This is a genomic window from Candidatus Thiothrix phosphatis, assembly GCF_035668035.1.
Classification (GTDB): Bacteria; Pseudomonadota; Gammaproteobacteria; order Thiotrichales; family Thiotrichaceae; genus Thiothrix; species Thiothrix phosphatis.
Genome location: NZ_JAYMYJ010000147.1, coordinates 25,209 through 41,601 on the forward strand (window position 1 = coordinate 25,209; position 16,393 = coordinate 41,601).

At 57.0% G+C, this 16,393-nt stretch carries 17 protein-coding genes; 13 read left to right on the plus strand and 4 right to left on the minus strand.

Annotated elements, in window-relative coordinates; all coding sequences use genetic code 11:
• Nucleotides 1-76: 76 nt before the first annotated feature.
• From VSS37_RS18840 to VSS37_RS18860, 5 genes are all read left to right on the plus strand, one after another.
• On the plus strand, nucleotides 77-1,354 hold the full coding sequence (locus VSS37_RS18840; protein ID WP_324697697.1) for a CoB--CoM heterodisulfide reductase iron-sulfur subunit A family protein: 1,278 nt from the start codon (nucleotides 77-79) through the stop codon (nucleotides 1,352-1,354).
• Nucleotide 1,355: 1 nt separating this feature from the next.
• Nucleotides 1,356-3,563: a hydrogenase iron-sulfur subunit gene (locus tag VSS37_RS18845; RefSeq protein WP_324697698.1), complete on the plus strand. Its 2,208-nt coding sequence runs from the start codon at nucleotides 1,356-1,358 to the stop codon at nucleotides 3,561-3,563.
• Nucleotides 3,564-3,576: 13 nt separating this feature from the next.
• Entirely contained in the window at nucleotides 3,577-4,209 is a 633-nt protein-coding gene (locus VSS37_RS18850) for a 4Fe-4S dicluster domain-containing protein (protein ID WP_324697700.1), read from the plus strand.
• A gap of 5 nt (nucleotides 4,210-4,214) precedes the next feature.
• The gene (locus VSS37_RS18855; RefSeq protein ID WP_324697701.1) at nucleotides 4,215-5,114 is read left to right on the plus strand and encodes a CoB--CoM heterodisulfide reductase iron-sulfur subunit B family protein; all 900 of its coding nucleotides are present in this window, start codon (nucleotides 4,215-4,217) and stop codon (nucleotides 5,112-5,114) included.
• A 69-nt stretch (nucleotides 5,115-5,183) separates the two neighbouring features.
• Nucleotides 5,184-5,666 (plus strand): FKBP-type peptidyl-prolyl cis-trans isomerase, encoded by a 483-nt coding sequence (locus VSS37_RS18860; RefSeq protein WP_324697703.1) that lies wholly within the window; start codon nucleotides 5,184-5,186, stop codon nucleotides 5,664-5,666.
• 61 nt (nucleotides 5,667-5,727) lie between these two features.
• Here VSS37_RS18860 and VSS37_RS18865 read toward each other — a convergent pair whose 3' ends face one another.
• A complete protein-coding gene (locus VSS37_RS18865) occupies nucleotides 5,728-6,222 on the minus strand; it encodes a metallophosphoesterase family protein (protein ID WP_324697704.1) in 495 nt (164 codons plus the stop codon).
• A 219-nt stretch (nucleotides 6,223-6,441) separates the two neighbouring features.
• On the opposite strand from VSS37_RS18865, the gene VSS37_RS18870 reads away from it, so the two are divergent.
• From VSS37_RS18870 to VSS37_RS18880, 3 genes are read left to right on the plus strand one after another with little or no spacing between them, the layout of a single operon-like run.
• Nucleotides 6,442-7,884 carry an MBOAT family O-acyltransferase gene (locus VSS37_RS18870; RefSeq protein ID WP_324697706.1) on the plus strand — a complete coding sequence of 481 codons (1,443 nt, stop codon included), beginning with the start codon at nucleotides 6,442-6,444 and terminating at the stop codon, nucleotides 7,882-7,884.
• 9 nt (nucleotides 7,885-7,893) lie between these two features.
• Complete coding sequence (locus tag VSS37_RS18875; protein WP_324697708.1) at nucleotides 7,894-8,934, plus strand: SGNH/GDSL hydrolase family protein; 1,041 nt, start codon at nucleotides 7,894-7,896, stop codon at nucleotides 8,932-8,934.
• Complete coding sequence (locus VSS37_RS18880; RefSeq protein WP_324697711.1) at nucleotides 8,935-9,750, plus strand: alpha/beta hydrolase; 816 nt, start codon at nucleotides 8,935-8,937, stop codon at nucleotides 9,748-9,750.
• Between the two features lie 40 nt (nucleotides 9,751-9,790).
• On the opposite strand, the gene VSS37_RS18885 is transcribed toward VSS37_RS18880, so the two are convergent.
• Entirely contained in the window at nucleotides 9,791-10,711 is a 921-nt protein-coding gene (locus tag VSS37_RS18885; protein WP_324697713.1) for a YkgJ family cysteine cluster protein, read from the minus strand.
• A 177-nt stretch (nucleotides 10,712-10,888) separates the two neighbouring features.
• Here VSS37_RS18885 and VSS37_RS18890 point away from each other — a divergent pair, with 177 nt between their 5' ends.
• The 3 genes from VSS37_RS18890 to VSS37_RS18900 all read left to right on the plus strand — a co-directional run bounded on the left by VSS37_RS18890 (nucleotide 10,889) and on the right by VSS37_RS18900 (nucleotide 12,635).
• Nucleotides 10,889-11,518, plus strand: a complete 630-nt coding sequence (locus VSS37_RS18890; protein ID WP_324697715.1) for a hypothetical protein — start codon at nucleotides 10,889-10,891, stop codon at nucleotides 11,516-11,518.
• Between the two features lie 223 nt (nucleotides 11,519-11,741).
• A complete protein-coding gene (locus VSS37_RS18895; RefSeq protein ID WP_324697716.1) occupies nucleotides 11,742-12,233 on the plus strand; it encodes a hypothetical protein in 492 nt (163 codons plus the stop codon).
• A gap of 21 nt (nucleotides 12,234-12,254) precedes the next feature.
• Nucleotides 12,255-12,635, plus strand: a complete 381-nt coding sequence (locus VSS37_RS18900) for a hypothetical protein (protein WP_324697717.1) — start codon at nucleotides 12,255-12,257, stop codon at nucleotides 12,633-12,635.
• A gap of 156 nt (nucleotides 12,636-12,791) precedes the next feature.
• Here the strand turns inward: VSS37_RS18900 and VSS37_RS18905 are convergent, their stop codons facing one another.
• Nucleotides 12,792-13,412, minus strand: coding sequence for a pyridoxamine 5'-phosphate oxidase family protein (locus VSS37_RS18905; protein ID WP_324697719.1), 621 nt, complete (start codon nucleotides 13,410-13,412; stop codon nucleotides 12,792-12,794).
• A gap of 62 nt (nucleotides 13,413-13,474) precedes the next feature.
• Nucleotides 13,475-14,020 (minus strand): carboxymuconolactone decarboxylase family protein, encoded by a 546-nt coding sequence (locus VSS37_RS18910; RefSeq protein ID WP_324697720.1) that lies wholly within the window; start codon nucleotides 14,018-14,020, stop codon nucleotides 13,475-13,477.
• A gap of 118 nt (nucleotides 14,021-14,138) precedes the next feature.
• Here VSS37_RS18910 and VSS37_RS18915 point away from each other — a divergent pair, with 118 nt between their 5' ends.
• Together VSS37_RS18915 and VSS37_RS18920 are read left to right on the plus strand one after the other, a co-directional pair.
• Nucleotides 14,139-15,041, plus strand: coding sequence for a LysR family transcriptional regulator (locus VSS37_RS18915; protein ID WP_324697722.1), 903 nt, complete (start codon nucleotides 14,139-14,141; stop codon nucleotides 15,039-15,041).
• Between the two features lie 208 nt (nucleotides 15,042-15,249).
• Nucleotides 15,250-16,393 (plus strand): GAF domain-containing sensor histidine kinase (locus VSS37_RS18920; RefSeq protein ID WP_324697723.1); only part of this gene is annotated, 1,144 nt, incomplete at its 3' end.

The window sequence follows — 16,393 nt, forward strand, 5'->3', positions numbered from 1 at the left end:
CTGACCCGTACACAGTTGGCTAATCACGGGCGTTTCACACAGGATTTCCAATACTGTCCTTGACGGAGGAGCCTCAATGACGGCTGTCGTTGCAACCAACCAGACCATTATCGTCGTCGGCGGTGGCATCAGCGGTATGACTGCTGCGCTGGAAGCTGCTGAAACCGGTAAGCAGGTCATCCTGCTGGAAAAACGCCCTTATCTTGGCGGACGTGTCTCCCAGCTGTACAAATACTTCCCCAAAATGTGTCACCCCACCTGCGGGCAAGAAATCAACCAGCGCCGCATCAAGATGAACAAAAACCTGACGGTGCTGACACAGGCGGAAGTGTCCAATATCAGCGGCGACAAAGGCGACTACACCGTCAGCGTCACCCTGACGCCACGTTATGTCAGCAGCAACTGCACGGTTTGCGGCGAATGCGAAAAAGCCTCCACCAGCGAATTCGATGACGAGTTCAACTACAACCTGGGCAAGCGCAAGAGCATCTACCTGCCCAACCCGATGGCTTATCCGCAGCAATACGTCATTGACTCCCGCATTATCGGCACACCTGAAGCCGAAGCCGCCAAGGCAGCCTGCAAATACGGTGCCATCGACCTTGACCAGCAGGAAGAAACCCTTGAGTTGAAAGCTGGTTCCGTCATCTTCGCCACCGGCTGGCGGCCTTTCGACGCCAACAAAATTCAGCCTTACGGCTATGACCGCTACCCCAACGTCATCAATAACGTTGAATTTGAGCGCCTGATGGATCCGCACGGCCCAACTGGCGGCAAACTGCTGCGCCCATCCGATGGCAAGGAAGCGAAAAACATTGCCTTCATCCAGTGCGCCGGTTCGCGTGACCGCAATTACTTGCGCCACTGTTCACGTTTCTGCTGCATGGCTTCCCTGAAGCAGACCCAGTACGTCACTGAAAAGTACGGCAGCGAAGGCAAGTCCACGATTTACTACATCGACATCCGTTCGATTGACCGTTTCGAAGACTTCTACCGCAACGTGCAAGCGGATGAAAATGTCAGCTTCATCAAGTCCAAGGTCGCCAAAGTCGAACAGGACAAGGAAGGCAACCCGGTGCTGCATGGCGTGGATACCGAAGGCTATCACCGTTATGCCAACACCCATGATCTGGTGGTGCTGGCCACTGGCATGGAGCCAAGCGTTGACTTCAAAGGGCTGCCGATCAAGATCGCAGTCAACGAAGAAGGCTTTATCGAACACGACGAAGCCAATGGTGGCATTTTCGCTGCCGGGGTTGCTGCCGACGCGATGGATGTCAACCGCGCCGTGCAACACGCCACTGCCGCAGCCCTGCGCGCAGTACAGGTCGTCAACCAGGTAGCAGGAGCATAAGATGAAAGTAGGTGGTTATCTGTGTACAGGTTGCGGCATCGGCGATCGTTTGGATGTCAGCACTCTGGAAAACGTCGCGGTGCGCGAAGGCCGCATTGCTTTCTGCAAAACCCATGACTTCCTGTGCAGTCAGGCTGGATTGGACATTATCAACGCCGACCTGAACGCAACAGGTGATGACAAGGTGGACAAGCTGGTCATTATGGCCTGCTCACGTCGCGCCAAGACCGAGGCATTCAATTTCGGTGCTGTGCCGACTTCCCGCGTCAACCTGCGCGAAGGCGTCATTTGGGTGCGCCCAGAAGGTGCTGAGAACGACGAAACGACCCTGGAAATGGCGTCCGACTACATCCGCATGGGTTGCGCCGAAGTCAAGGCGATGCATCAGGCCGACCCCAGCGGTGAACAAGGCAAGAACAACCATATTATGGTGGTTGGCGGTGGCGTTACCGGCATGACTGCGGCGCTGGAAGCCTCCAAAGCCGGTTACTACGCCAGCATCATCGAAAAATCCGACCGCCTCGGCGGGGTGATGGGGCAGTTATATAAGCGCCAACCGCAGCATTCCCCCTACCAAGAAGCGCAGGATACCGGCGTGGACGCCCTGATCGCAGCAGTGGAAGCCGACGACAAGATCACCGTTTACCTGAATTCCACAGTCGCCAGCACCAGCGGCGCACCAGGGCGCTTCAGTGTGGTGATTGCCTCCAGTGTAGGCGAAGGCTCCATGGCCGAATTCGGTGCCATCGTACAGGCGAGCGGCTTCAAACCTTATGACGCCAACAACCTGCCTGAATTCAGCTACGGCAAATCCCCTAACGTTGTCACCCAGCTTGAACTGGAAGCCATGGCCAAAGCCGCAGGCGACGGCCCGATCAAACGCGCCGACGGCAAAGCGGTGGAAAACGTCGTATTTGTCCAGTGCGCAGGCCAACGCAGCGAAAAGGAAGGCCACCTGTCATGGTGTTCCGGCCACTGCTGCGGCACCAGCATCAAGCAGGCCATGTACTTCAAGGGTGCCAACCCGGACGTTGAAACCACCATCCTGTTTGACGATTTACGCACACCGGGCGCAGGTGGTGAAAACTTCTACCGCAGCGCCCAGGACAAAATGGTCACCTTCCGCAAAGGCAAGGTTTCCACCGTGGATGTCAGCGGCAACGACCTGAAAGTCAACTTCAAGGATTTGATCCTGGGTGAAGACGACGCCATCAATGCCGACCTAGTGGTGCTGGCAACGGGCATGGTGCCAAACGCCGGGGTCAATATCGATGCCGAACCAACCGCTGGCGAAGTCAAGGTTCCGGTCGAATCCATCCTCAACCTGAAATACCGTCAGGGGCCGGACGTGCCACAACTGGTGAATGGTTTCGCCGATTCCCACTTCATCTGCTTCCCATATGAAACCCGCCGCACTGGCATCTACACCGCAGGCCCGGTGCGCCGCCCAATGGACGGTGGCCAGGCGCAAACTGACGCGATGGGCGCAGTGATGAAAGCCATCCAGGCGATCGAAAACTCTGCGATTGGCCGTGCGGCCCATCCACGCTCCGGCGACCTGAGCTTCCCGACTTTCCGTAAGGAAGGCTGCACCCAGTGCAAACGTTGTACGGTGGAATGCCCATTCGGCGCGATCAACGAAGACGAGAAAGGCTACCCGCAATACAACGAAGCGCGCTGCCGCCGTTGTGGCACCTGTATGGGTGCCTGCCCGGTGCAGGTCATTTCCTTCAAGAACTACTCCATCGAAACGGTCGGCGCACAGATCAAGGCGGTCGACGTACCGGACGAGTTCCAGGAAAAGCCTCGCATCCTGGTGCTGGCCTGCGAAAACGATGCCTACCCATCACTGGACATGGCCGCGCTGAAACGCAGTGAAATGAGCGCCTTCATCCGCGTCATTCCGGTGCGCTGCCTGGGTTCCACCAACACCATCTGGATCAAGGATGCGCTGGGCAACGGTTATGACGGCGTGGTCATGATGGGCTGCAAAAAAGGCGCAGATTACCAGTGCCATTTTGTCAAAGGCTCGGAAATGGCGCACGTTCGTATGGCCAAGATCGGCGACACCTTGTCCACCATGAACCTTGAGGCCGAGCGCGTGGCGGTGCACGAAGTTGCCATCACCGACATCAACCGCTCACCGAAATTGCTGGATGAAATGGTGGAAGTGATTAACCGTGTCGGCCTCAGCCCGTTCAAGTTCTAAGGAGGAGGATGCAATGAGCACTGCTATCAATCAGACCATGATTGACAAATACAAGGGCAACTTCCTCAAAGAGGTCGTGGACAACGTTGAGGAAGGCGATTGGGTCAAGATGTGCATGCAATGCGGCGTGTGCTCCGGCTCCTGCCCATTCGGGCCGCACTGGGAACATCCGCCGCAGGAAATCTTCATGATGATCCGCGCCAACAAGCGCGAAGAAGTGCTGTCTTCCAGCTCCATGTGGATGTGCACCTCCTGCTACAACTGCATCGCCCGCTGCCCGCGCGGCCTGCCGATCACCCACATCATGCACGGCCTGGCCACCCACGCCAAACGCACCGGCCTGATGCCGAAGCGGCAGCCTACCGCTGATTTCGGCACCAAATTCTGGAACAACATCACCAAGAACGGGCGCGCCAACGAACTGAAGCTCGGCTTGGCCCTGTACTTCAAGGATGGCTTCGCCGAGGGCGTCAAGGTCGCCATGGCGCAACAGAAACTGGGCATGAACATGCTGAAAACCAAACGCATGAACCCGATGGAAATCCTTGGCGGCCACGGCATCCAGGACAAATCCGGTTTCCACGCCATGCTGGAAAAAGCCCAGGAACTGGAAATGGCCCGCCTGCAAGCCGCCAATAAGGAGTGAGAGCAATGGCAAAGAAAGAGTATTCGTATTACCCAGGCTGCTCCTCCCAAAAAGGCGCATCCTCATCCAACCTCGACAAATCGGTGAAAACCCTGTGTGAAGAGTTGGATATTGTCCTGAACGAGATTCCTGACTGGAACTGCTGCGGCGCATCCGTCGGTTATGTGGAAGGCGGCGAACTGCCACGCCTGACGCTTTCCGCCCGCAATATTGCCCTGTCCGAAAAACACCATCCCGACCAGGACATTGTCGCCACCTGCGCCGCTTGCTGGCTCAACACCCGTGAAGCGCAGGAGCGCATCAACCATAACCCGCGCCTGAAAGAAGAGACCAACATCGCGCTACAGTCGGTCAAGCTGGAATACGCTGGCAAGAAAAAAGTCCGTCACATGGTTGAAGTCCTGATTGAGGACATCGGTTACGACGCGCTGGGGCAGAAGGTCAAAAAGCCGCTGGAAGGCCTGAAAATTGCCGGTTACGTTGGCTGCCAGACCAACCGCCCATTCGGCATCAACGGCGAATCGTTCGAAAACCCGCTGTACCTGGACAAAATGGTGGAAACCCTTGGCGGTGAAGCCTTGGTCAAGTACGAAAAGAAAGTGGCCTGCTGTAGCGGTGGCCTGATGTTCGCCGAACCGGAAAAAGGCCAGGCGTTGGTCAAGGACATCATCGAATCCGCCTACGACAACGGCGCGAACATGATCGTCACCCCCTGCCCGCTGTGCCAGATGAATGTGGAAGTCTACCAGGATGACATCAATGCCAAGTACAAGACCCATTTCAACATGCCGGTCATGTACTACAGCCAGCTGATGGATGTGGCGTTTGGCCGCTCCGCCGCTGACGCCGCGCTGGATGGCAATATTATCCAGTCCAGTGAACTGCGCAAAATTGCAGACAAGTAAACCGTTTATCGCGCGTTTATGGAAAAGGGGGCATAATGCCCCCCTTTCTTTGCTCAGGAAATGACATACATGAAAACAACCCTGATGATTCTTCCACTGGTGTTGACCTTGTCCACCAGCATTTTTATGGCGGCCTGCTCCGACAAAACAGCCAACACCCAGGCCGCAGACGCCAAGACTGAACCCAAAACGGAGACAAGCAAAATGACAGAACTGGTAAAAACGGATGTGAAAGTCGGCGATGGTGCGGAAGCAACCACTGGCAAAAACGTGTCCGTGCACTATACCGGCTGGTTGTATGACGAAACCGCACAGGACAAACACGGCGTCAAATTCGATAGTTCCCGCGACCGTGGCGAGCCTTTCACCTTCCCATTAGGCGGTGGCCGCGTCATCAAGGGCTGGGATGAAGGCGTCGCTGGCATGAAAATAGGCGGCCAACGCACCTTGGTGATCCCACCGGAAATGGGCTATGGCGCACGCGGCGCGGGTGGCGTCATCCCGCCCAATGCGACCCTGATCTTTGATGTCGAGCTGCTGGGCGTGCAATAAGCCGTTTCCTGCCGCGATGAAAAGGCGCATTGTTGCGCCTTTTTTATTGCCCGCGAGGGGTTCAGTCAGCGAAACGGAATTCCTGGATCGCCCATTCCTCATTGCCAGCGGTCAGCACCAGGCAGGAAGGGCCGCCGTGGGTGCGCGTCTGGCCCGCAGCACCGGGATTGATTACCCAAGGGTTTGTGCTTTTGTCCTGCACCATCTTGTGGGTATGGCCGTACACGATCACCCGCGCATCCGGGTGGCGCTGGCGTAGGGATTCATGGCTGGGGGTATGGTGGCCATGCTCATGCCCGTGTTCAATGCAGATTTTGCCGCCCGGCAATGCCAGTTCACTGCTCTCCGGCAAAGGGAAACCCACCATGCAGCGCGGCTCATTATTGCCCGCAACCGCAATCACAATGGCACTTTTCGGCCGCATGGCCGCCAACACGTCCTCCCCACAAATATCGCCCGCATGAATGGCGTAATCACATTCACGGATAATGTCGATAATGCGCGGATCAAGATGCCCATGTGTGTCAGAAATGATGGCGACAGAAACGTTATTCATCGTTATTTACCCCTAAAGCTTGTATTTGGCGAGATTTTCGCGTGCCCCCCTGGAGGAATGCAAGTTCCCAGCATAATCGGTGCGCAGGCTTGAAAGAACCTTCGTGCTTATTCACCGATCAGGATGAGTAATGTATCCTATAAACCATACTACACTTATGCTAACGCTTTAGGGAACCCGGACTTATCCCCTCCACAGCAACGAAGAAGCCAGGCCTGCATGATCTTTACCACCGTAGAATTTGCCGTTTTTTTCCTGATTGTGCTGATCTTCAACTGGTTTTTTCGCGGCATGCCCGGTTTTTACAAGCTCTTCCTGCTGGAAGCCAACGCAGTTTTCTACCTGAGTTTTGACGCCCGTTTTCTGCCCCTGATATTTTTGATCGGGCTGCTCAACTGGGGCTTCGGCTACCTGATCACCCTCACGGAAAGCGTTTTCCGCAAAAAGCTGCTCCTGTTTGCAGACATCACCCTAAGTCTGGCACCACTGGCGTTCTTCAAATACAGCGAGTTTTTTGCGGCCTCCATCCTGCCCTTGGTATGGGATGGCGACCTGGTTTCGCGCTTGCCGGAAATGGACCTGATTTTCCCGATCGGCATCAGCTTTTTCACCTTTCAGGGTATGTCTTACGCCATTGATGTCTACCGCGACAAAGGGCGTCTGGTCAGGAACCCGGTCGACATCCTGCTGTTCGTGTCATTTTTCCCCACGGTGCTGTCCGGCCCGATCATGCGCGCCCATGTGTTCGTGCCGCAACTGGAAAACCCCGTGTACAACACCCGCAGTTTCCAGCTGGGGTTTGCGCTGATCCTGTCGGGGCTGTTCAAGAAAATCGTCATCGCCAGCTATTTGTCCGAACACATTGTCCGGCAGGTGTTCCAGGTTCCGGCGGATTACTCCTCCCTCTCGGTGCTGGCGGCTGTCTACGCCTATTCGATCCAGATTTTCTGTGACTTTTCCGGCTACTCCGACCTGGCGATCGGCGTGGCGCTGCTGCTGGGGTACAGGATCCCTTTCAACTTCGACCGGCCCTACATCGCCACCGATTTGCAGGAATTCTGGCGGCGCTGGCACATTTCCCTGTCCACTTGGCTGCGGGATTATCTGTACATCCCCCTCGGCGGCAACCAGCATGGGAAAGCATTCAAGTACCTCAATATCCTGATCACCATGACCTTGGGCGGGCTGTGGCACGGCGCGCACATGCGCTTCCTGTTGTGGGGCATGCTGCACGGCCTGGGGCTGGCGCTCACCCACGCAGTCAAGGACATCCACCGCCACTTTGCGCACCGACGGCCACAAACCGGCCAAGAGGCCAAACCGAGCCTGCTGCTGAAAATTGTCCTCTGGCTGCTGACCTTCCACTTTGTTTCATTTGCCTGGGTGTTCTTTGAAGCCGAAGACACCGACCGCGCCATGGAAATCTTCCGGGCAGTGTTCACCCAAGAACAAACCGGGAAAGGCTTTGAGCTGCTGGTGATCCCCGCCATTGCCGTTGGCTTGCTGCTCAATTTTTTCGGCCCTTGGCTGCAAAAAACTTACCTGGAATTCCAGCGCCGCCTGCCCCTGCCCCTTCAGGTCGTGGTTATTGCACTGATTTGTATTATTATTCTACGGATGGGGCCGGAAGGGGTGCTTCCGTTTATCTATTTCCAGTTTTAAAGGGACGGCATGGACAACCAACAACACATCATCAGCAGGCGGCTCACGCCAGTCCGGGTCGTCGCCATTTGCATGCTGGTGCTGGCGGCGCTGTCCCTGAATGAACTGGAACGGTTGGCGATTTGGTTCGGGGACCGCTGCACCGACTGGTTGCCTGGTGCCGAAGCCTGGTGCGGCAAACCCGAAGAACTGGTGTTCAGCTCCAACGCCAAGGTGTTTTCCAGCAAGCTGCTGGACATGGAAAAAAGCGTGCTGGCGTTCACCCATAACCTGCCGGTGCTGGCGGCTTCCAAACCAGAAGCCGTCAAGCTCGCCGCCTTGCAGGCCACCCCCCGCCCACAAACAGCCGCAGCACCCAAACCCGCTTCCCAGCCGTCCGCCAACGCCCAACCCACACAACAGGGAACCCTACAGGCCAACGATGTCCTGATTGTTGGCGACTCCATGGTGTTGGAAGGTTTCGGCATCGCCCTGCAACGCCGCCTGAAACAGGTTGCAGGCTTGTCAGTCACCCGTGAAGGCAAATATTCCACCGGCCTGACCCGCCCGGATTATTTCGACTGGCCCGGTTACCTGACCGAACTGCTCGACAAGCACCAGCCCGACCTGCTGATCGTCAATATGGGGGCAAACGACCCACAGGACATTGTGGAGGAAGGCAAGCGTTACCATGTCGGCGACCCAGGTTGGAACGCCATTTACAGCGCCCGCATCAACCGTTTCCTCGCCATCGCGGCGGAACACGGGACCACCACCTTCTGGGTCGGGCTGCCGATCATGGGGCAAGACAAGTACGGCGACAAAATCCGGGTCATCAACCAACTGGTCGCCAGCGCTTGCGCCGGGCAGAAAATGGCGAAGTATTTCGACACCTGGAACGTGCTGGCAGCAGACGGCGGCGCGTACTCCTCCTTCCTGAAAAACGCGCAAGGACAAAAAGTGCGCGTCAGGGCCAAGGACGAAATCCACCTGACCGAAGCTGGCGGCGAAATCATGACCAGCTATTTCCTCTCCGCCATCAAGCCTTACGTCAACTGGTCGGCGCTGTAGATGGCCGACAATATCTGCTGCGTGAACGCCGAGCTGATCGTGCCAGCCGCTTCCGTCGATGTGATGGAAATTCAATTGCCATCCAAAGCGCGTGGAAAAAACACGGCGTATTTCGCCTGCATCCCCAAAGGCCGACGGTTGCCGAAACAACTGCCCGTGCTTTATCTGCTGCATGGCGCCTGGGATTCGCACCGGGCATGGATGGATCAGGCGGGTAACCAACTGCGCAAGCTGGTCAGGCAGTATGGCATGATGATTATCCTGCCCGATGGCGACCCCTTCGGCTGGTACGCCGATTCGCCGTTTGACCCCGCCAACCAGATCGAAACCTATTTGACCGCTGAACTGATCCCACATGTCGAGGCGAATTTGCCCGCCAACCCGGCGTTGCGTTCGATTGCGGGCCTGTCCATGGGCGGGCAGGGCGCGCTGGGGCTATACCTGCGGCATCCGGGGCTGTTCCGTTCCGCCAGCTCCATGAGTGGCATCCTGGACATCACCACGCACCCCGACAGTTGGGAGCTGGCACGGGTGTTCGGGAAGCTGGAGGAAAATCGGGCGCTGTGGGAGCGCCATTCCGTGCGTTATCTGATCAGGCAGTTGCCGCCTGCCGGGCACCTGCCCTGGCTGCTGACCGTTTCCCTGGATGATGCGCTGGCGCTGGACGACAACCGGCAGACGCACCAGGCGTTGCAACAGATGCGGATTGAGCACGACTACCGGGAGTCAGCCGGTAATCATGACTGGGAATATTGGACTGCTGAACTGCCACACCATGTCGGCTTCCATGCCCGCTATCTGCATTTGCAGGCGTAGCGGAGGCATTGCACCCCCGCACCCGTACTCGCCCGCCAGCTTACTGGCTTTGTTTGGGCGCAGCGTCAACCTCCAGCGCCGCCTTGCGGTCTTCCTCCGCCCGCTGGCGGGCTTCCTCAATCGCGGCCTGACGGCGCAGCTCGATAATATCCTTGCGCTCTTCCCAGCGTTTTTCGAGGATGTTTGCATGGGTCGGGATGGTTTGCTCGTCAAACAGCACCTGCCGCAACAAACGGAAGCCGAACCGCAACAGCGCCAGATCGTCTTTCAGCGCTTCACGGGTATCTTCGCCCAGCAGGTAAACCCGCGCAAACTGCTCGCTTTCCACAAAACGGCGGAAACGGTCAATATCGAAACTCGCCATGAAGTAAAGCTGGAAACTGAGCGGGTTGGGCTTGCCAACAGTAGGGCCAGCGGAGCGTTTTTTCAACATCAACTGCATCCACTCGCGGTTGACGGCGTCGTATTCCGGCACACCCTGCTGTTCGCGGTAATCGCGGATCGTCCTGACTTGATCCGTGCTCCAGCCTTGGCAGTGCGCTTCCTGGTTGCGGAAGTAATATTGCACATCGTCCGGCGAACCTTCCGCTCGGTGGGACAACAGGCCCAAGCCATAATAGCGGCAGGCGGAAGGGCGGTCGGCGTAAACGCTGCAACCCTCTTCACGCACGAACAGGCAGGCTTTGGTTTCATCGGTGCGCAACTTGACGCCCGGCGTGCCCTGCCCGTCCACCTGGAATGGCACGGTGTATTTTTCCAGGAACTCGGTGGAGGTGATGCCCAAACGCTGTTTCAGGCGCAGGATGTCGTAAGGGGCCAGCGTCACATCCGCCGCCTTGCAGCAGATATTGAAACAGGAAACGCCCGGATGGCAGTTGAACTGGATAGGCGAACCGTCCGTCAGCAGTTCAGGGACGAGGGAACTTTGGAATTCCTCAGGAATATCAAATTTTTCAGTCATGTTTTCGCTTACTGGGGTGTGTACGTGATGGGTAGGCCAGTATAGGGGGAAGCGCACAGAGGCGCAAATCAGCGCGCCATTCCCCTACCCAAAACCTTAAGAATCGGTAATTTTACCTGACGCGCTGCTATCTTAAAATCATAGGCATTGCAACCAGCCAACCGTGAGGCGCCAGACATGAAAGCAAGACATCTCGCACCACTGATCATCGCCTTCCTGAGCGTTCCGTTGTGGGCGAACAATACGCCATTCCAGGGCGGCCAGACGCCTGCGCCGCCCACCCAGCTCCAGCCGCCGCAGCTTGCCCCGGCACCGCCCAACATCCTGATGCAGTCAGAGGCGGTGCAGGTCTACAGCCTGCCGGATGGGCGTTACCACGCGGAAATCAATTATCAGGACAAGGCCGACGACACGCGCAAGTATTCGTTTGAAGGCACGCAGCAGGAAATCCGCCAGCAACTGGAGCAATCCGGCCTACCAGAAGACCGCAAACAGGCGGTAATGCAGGCGTTGGAACCAGGAACCGGCAATTTGGGTGACCTGTTCGGCAAGGAGTTCCCATTCAGCGACTCCCTGTTTGGCGGCAAAAACCCCTTTGATGACCCATTTTTCAAACAAGACCCGTTCGGCAGTGCATTTTTCCAAAACAATCCGTTCAACGATGAGTTTTTCCAGAAATTCATCCAGGGAATGTCGCAGTTCCAAGCACCGCTGACGCAGCCCGGCGACCCGTTGCCGCCAATCAATCCCCCTGCGCCAGCAAAACCTGCCGTCCAACCCGCAGCCAAAGACAAAGTCTGGCTATAATCCAGTTGCGGCAGGCAGGGGCCAACGGGTGCCTGCCGCCCAACCATTGGCGGCAGAATATTAATTAATAATGAATATTACAGCATTCGATTACATTATTTCCTGAGTGAAAGACTATACTATCCGCATGCTCTGCGGCACGGATGCGCAAAGGGTTTGCGTTGCGCTTAATGTGTGGCAGCCCAAGATTCACCTTGCCCAGATGCAAGCCAAGGAGAGTGCCATGATCTTCGACCTGCCGATGTTTACGTTGATCCATGTTGTCATCAGTGTTTTGGGAATCATCTCGGGGCTGGTCGTCGTCGGAGGGCTGATGGCCGGAGCCCGGCTTGAAGGCTGGACGGCCTTTTTCTTGGCGACCACCCTCTTCACCAGCCTGAGCGGATTCGGCTTTCCGTTCACACAGGTTTCCCCGCCGCACATTGTCGGGGCCATTTCGCTGGTGGTGTTGGCCGTTTGCCTTGCCGCCCGCTACTGGAAACATTTGGCAGGCAAATGGCGCGCAACCTATGTCGTCACAGCGGTGACTGCGCTTTACCTCAACACCTTCGTGTTGGTCGTACAGCTGTTCGTCAAGACGCCGCCCCTCGCGCAATTGGCGCCTACACAGCAGGAACCCCCATTCGCCGTGACGCAAGTGCTGATATTGGCGCTGTTTGTATACCTGGGATGGGCGGCGTTGCGGGGTTTTCGCCCGACAAGGTTCGGTTCTTAACGCAGCAGGAGAGTCCCCACCATGCGCCGCCTATTCATTGCTTTCGGCCTTGCCTTATTGTCCACGCAAGCCTTCGCTGCAACCTGGAACTGCCGCAACAACGATATGGAAGTCCATTGTGACACCAACAAGTGTGAAATCTCTGATGGCTTCACCCCATTCGACATCAGCCTGAACACCGCCAACGGGGCCTTATCCATTTGCGCCTACTCCGGCTGCTGGGAAGGGCAAGGCAAAGTGATGAAAGCAGGCCAACACATCCTCGCCTCCGGCACCAAGCTCAAATGGACAGGCCCTAACCCGAACAGCGCTGATTTCATCGTTGCCGTGGACACCAGCGACAAGGTGGGATTCATAAAAGGCGCAGGGTTTGCAATGCCAACACGCTGCACGAAAAAATAAAGAGGGGTGCAATTTCAGAAGTTTGCGGCATAATCCACTCTAGATACTTATGGCACGGATGCTGAACAGGCGGGTCACCGGCAAGCGGGTGTTGCGGTGACGGTTGTGTGAATGTACGTTCATAAATTCACATTTAAGGCTTCGCCCTTACCCCTTTCAGCGGACTCCGGCCTTGGCCCGCAGCTCCGCATTTTCAGCTTCCAGCGCTTGCAGGCGTTCGCGTAGTGGCAAGACAGCCGCCGCAACCTCCTCCTCCGTGAAACGCGGCGTGATATGTTGCGGGCAATTCCAGTCAAACGCTTCCAGCCGCATACGCAGAATACGTTCAACCCTGGCTTTATAACCCGGCACACTGACCAGTTGCGCAAGCTCCGGGTCAGCCTCAAGTGCGACCACCTCAATACGCACATACATCTTGAGCCGGGCGCGGTGTGCATAATCCATGAGAAACAAACAGGCACGATCATTTGCAACGGCATTGCCAACACTGATGTATTGCCGATTGCCCCGGAAATCCGCACAGGCAAGCGTGCGCTCATCCACCAGTTTCAGGAACCCGCGAGGCCCTCCCCGGTGCTGGACATACGGCCACCCGCTTTCAGACACGGTCGCCATATAGAAGCTGTCACGCTCGGCAATAAACCTGGCCTCATTCTCCGAAAACCGATCAAAAGCCCGCTGCCCCTTGAAATCAAACCAGAAATCATCCGCCTGCATGGACTTTTGCACAGCACGAACGCTAGGCGTCATGGCAATATCCAGAAAACCGTAAGACATGACCAACCTCCTCTTAATCCAGCTAAAACTGGCCGGAGCCAAAAGCCCCGGCCCATGCATGATCAGGCTGCCTCAGCTACCCGGACGACAGGAAAGTCGATATCCGTCTTGGCAACTTCGTTGAGGTAATTGGTGAAAGTGTTTTCAGCCACCAGACCGACAATTTCCACGATCTGTGCATCACTGAAACCAGCCAGACGTACCGCGGCCAGATCAGCATCACTGACATGCCCTCGCTCACGCGCGACTTTGGCCGCGAACCCCACCGCAGCATTAGCCTTGGCATCCGCTGACGTACCACGGCGATTACGTTCAATTTCTGCCTGATCCAGCTTCACCATATTCAGGCCAAGATAGGAATGGGCCGACAGGCAGTAATCGCACCCGTTGACCTGTGCAACCGCCAGCGCGATACGTTCGCGTGTTTTGGCATCCAGGCTGCTGGAAAGACCACCGTGAAAATTAACGTAGGCAGACAGTGCCGCCGGACTCAGTGCGATCAGACGAAACAGGTTAGGAACCGTACCCAGTTGTTGACGGATAATATCGAGCGTGCTTTTCGAAGCTTCAGGGGCATTATCGAAAGCAGGAATAGTAATACGTGACATGCTTATCTCCTTGAACAACAAGTCGAAATTGACTCGGTAAGGCTCATACTACTACCTTCCATTTATGCTGATAATCATGCAATATTGAGAATAATCTTTCCAAAAAATGGAATAATCAATGGATCGCCTTGAAGCCATGTCCATGCTTATCACCGTCATGGAACAGGGCAGCCTTTCCGCTGCCAGCCGCACCCTGCAAGTGCCCTTGGCAACCTTAAGCCGCAGAATCGCTGACCTGGAATCACGCTTGGGAACCCGGCTGCTGTTGCGTACCACCCGCAAACTCACGTTGACAGACGCCGGAGCTGCCTATATTGAAGCGGCCCGCCGTATTATCGAACAGGTGGAAGAGGCTGAACGTGAAGCGTCTGGCGAATTCATGGCCCCAAAAGGTGAGTTAGTCATCACCGCCCCCATCATGTTTGGCCGCCTGCATGTATTGCCGGTGGTGGCCGAGTTCCTGGCAATGTTCCCGGCAATCAATATCCGCCTGCTCCTGAACGACCGGAATGCCGACCTCATAGAAGAGCATGTGGATATGGCAGTGCGGATCGGCAAACTGCCGGACAGCTCAATGGTCGCAACCCCGATAGGCGAGATGCGGACAGTCACTTGCGCCAGCCCTGCACTGCTCGCTGAGTATGGTATACCGCAACAGCCTGACGACCTGTCACGCTTGCCCTGTGTCATGGTGGATACGCCCATGCCCTCACCCGCATGGCGATTCAGGGATGCGCCATCAGGCTTGCCGTTCGATGTCCCGATCCAACCGCGCCTGTCCGTCACCACCACAGAAGCCGCCGCCCAAGCAGCCATCCTCGGCGTTGGCGTCACCCGCTTGCTGCGTTACCAAACTGCCGAAGCTGTCGCCAAAGGGGCGTTGGAAATCATCCTGGAAGCCTATGAACCACCCCCTGCCCCCATCCATTTGCTGCACGCTTCACGCGGGCGCATGCCACTCAAAATGCGCCGCTTCCTCGATTTCGCCGCACCCCGGCTCAGGAAGGCATTAGGGCAATGAAGCCCCTTCATTTCGATCCCCACCAAACACAACCCACTTGCCCATCTTCATCCACCACAATTGGTTACGGGCAATTCCAGGATTCGCAAGCAAACATGGGTGCAATTTCAGAAGTTTGCGGCATAATCCACTATAGATGACACAAACTAAACGCCATTAGCGTTTAGCGGTAAAATCCATAAAAAAACACCCTGGAGGCTGACGCGATATGACCCTTCATTCTGAATTGGTCCAGGCGGTGCAGCGGCTTTCCTGCTGCCGCGACCTGGACGCAGTGATGGCAGTGCTGCGCGAAACGGCGCGGAACCTGACCGGTGCCGATGGCGTGACCGTTGTCCTGCGCGATGGCGACCTATGCCACTACGCCGACGAAAATGCGATTGCCCCGCTATGGAAAGGGCACCGTTTTCCCATGAAAAATTGCATCTCCGGCTGGTGCATGCTGCATCGCCAACAGGTCGCCATCCCCGACATTTACCTCGACCCACGCATCCCGCATGACGCTTACCGGCCAACGTTCGTCCAGAGCCTGGCCATGACCCCCATCCGTTCGGAAGACCCGATCGGTGCCATCGGCGCTTACTGGGCCAGCCACCATCACGCCAGCACGGAAGAGCTGGAAATCCTGCAAGCCCTCGGCGATTCGGCCTCCGTCGCCATCGCCAACGTCCAGCTGATCGACTCCCTAAAGGAGGCCAACCGGCGCAAGGACGAATTCCTGGCCATGCTGGCGCACGAACTGCGCAACCCTATCGCCCCCATCCGCAACGCCCTGCACGTCCTGCGGCTGCGGCCAGACGATGTGGCGACGGTCGAGCGGGCGCGGGAAATGATGGAGCGGCAGGCGCGGCATCTGGCCCAGATCGTGGACGACCTGCTGGACGTATCGCGCCTCACCCAAGGCAAGGTCACGCTCCGCCGTGAACGGCTGGATCTTGCCCGGCTAGTCCGGCAATGCGCCGAAGACCGCCAGGGCCTGCTCGAAATGGCCGGGCTGACGCTGGATATCCAACTTCCCCAGGCTCCTGTCTGGGTCATGGGCGACACCATGCGGCTGACCCAGGTTCTGGGCAATGTGCTCGACAATGCAGGCAAGTTCACCCCTTCCGGCGGCGCAGTGACTGTGCGCCTGACAGTGGATGGGCAGGGGAAACACGCCGCCGTCGCCATCCGCGACACGGGGATCGGCATTGAAGCGGAAATGCTCCCTTACGTCTTTGAGACGTTTGCCCAGTCAGACCGTTCGCTGGACCGCAGTCGGGGCGGGCTGGGGCTGGGGCTATCGGTCGCCAAAGGGCTGCTTGAAATGCACGAAGGGACGATAGCAGCGGCCAGCGCAGGCAACGGGCAAG

Bases quoted from the DNA above. Each gene is read 5' to 3' on its own strand.
- VSS37_RS18870 (WP_324697706.1), top strand. From the start codon at position 6,442: ATGATCTTTACCACCGTAGAATTTGCCGTTTTTTTCCTGATTGTGCTG.
- VSS37_RS18855 (WP_324697701.1), top strand. From the start codon at position 4,215: ATGGCAAAGAAAGAGTATTCGTATTACCCAGGCTGCTCCTCCCAAAAA.
- VSS37_RS18840 (WP_324697697.1), top strand. From the start codon at position 77: ATGACGGCTGTCGTTGCAACCAACCAGACCATTATCGTCGTCGGCGGT.
- VSS37_RS18895 (WP_324697716.1), top strand. From the start codon at position 11,742: ATGATCTTCGACCTGCCGATGTTTACGTTGATCCATGTTGTCATCAGT.
- VSS37_RS18880 (WP_324697711.1), top strand. From the start codon at position 8,935: ATGGCCGACAATATCTGCTGCGTGAACGCCGAGCTGATCGTGCCAGCC.
- VSS37_RS18910 (WP_324697720.1), bottom strand. From the start codon at position 14,020: ATGTCACGTATTACTATTCCTGCTTTCGATAATGCCCCTGAAGCTTCG.
- VSS37_RS18850 (WP_324697700.1), top strand. From the start codon at position 3,577: ATGAGCACTGCTATCAATCAGACCATGATTGACAAATACAAGGGCAAC.
- VSS37_RS18915 (WP_324697722.1), top strand. From the start codon at position 14,139: ATGGATCGCCTTGAAGCCATGTCCATGCTTATCACCGTCATGGAACAG.
- VSS37_RS18885 (WP_324697713.1), bottom strand. From the start codon at position 10,711: ATGACTGAAAAATTTGATATTCCTGAGGAATTCCAAAGTTCCCTCGTC.
- VSS37_RS18890 (WP_324697715.1), top strand. From the start codon at position 10,889: ATGAAAGCAAGACATCTCGCACCACTGATCATCGCCTTCCTGAGCGTT.
- VSS37_RS18905 (WP_324697719.1), bottom strand. From the start codon at position 13,412: ATGTCTTACGGTTTTCTGGATATTGCCATGACGCCTAGCGTTCGTGCT.
- VSS37_RS18865 (WP_324697704.1), bottom strand. From the start codon at position 6,222: ATGAATAACGTTTCTGTCGCCATCATTTCTGACACACATGGGCATCTT.
- VSS37_RS18875 (WP_324697708.1), top strand. From the start codon at position 7,894: ATGGACAACCAACAACACATCATCAGCAGGCGGCTCACGCCAGTCCGG.
- VSS37_RS18845 (WP_324697698.1), top strand. From the start codon at position 1,356: ATGAAAGTAGGTGGTTATCTGTGTACAGGTTGCGGCATCGGCGATCGT.
- VSS37_RS18900 (WP_324697717.1), top strand. From the start codon at position 12,255: ATGCGCCGCCTATTCATTGCTTTCGGCCTTGCCTTATTGTCCACGCAA.
- VSS37_RS18860 (WP_324697703.1), top strand. From the start codon at position 5,184: ATGAAAACAACCCTGATGATTCTTCCACTGGTGTTGACCTTGTCCACC.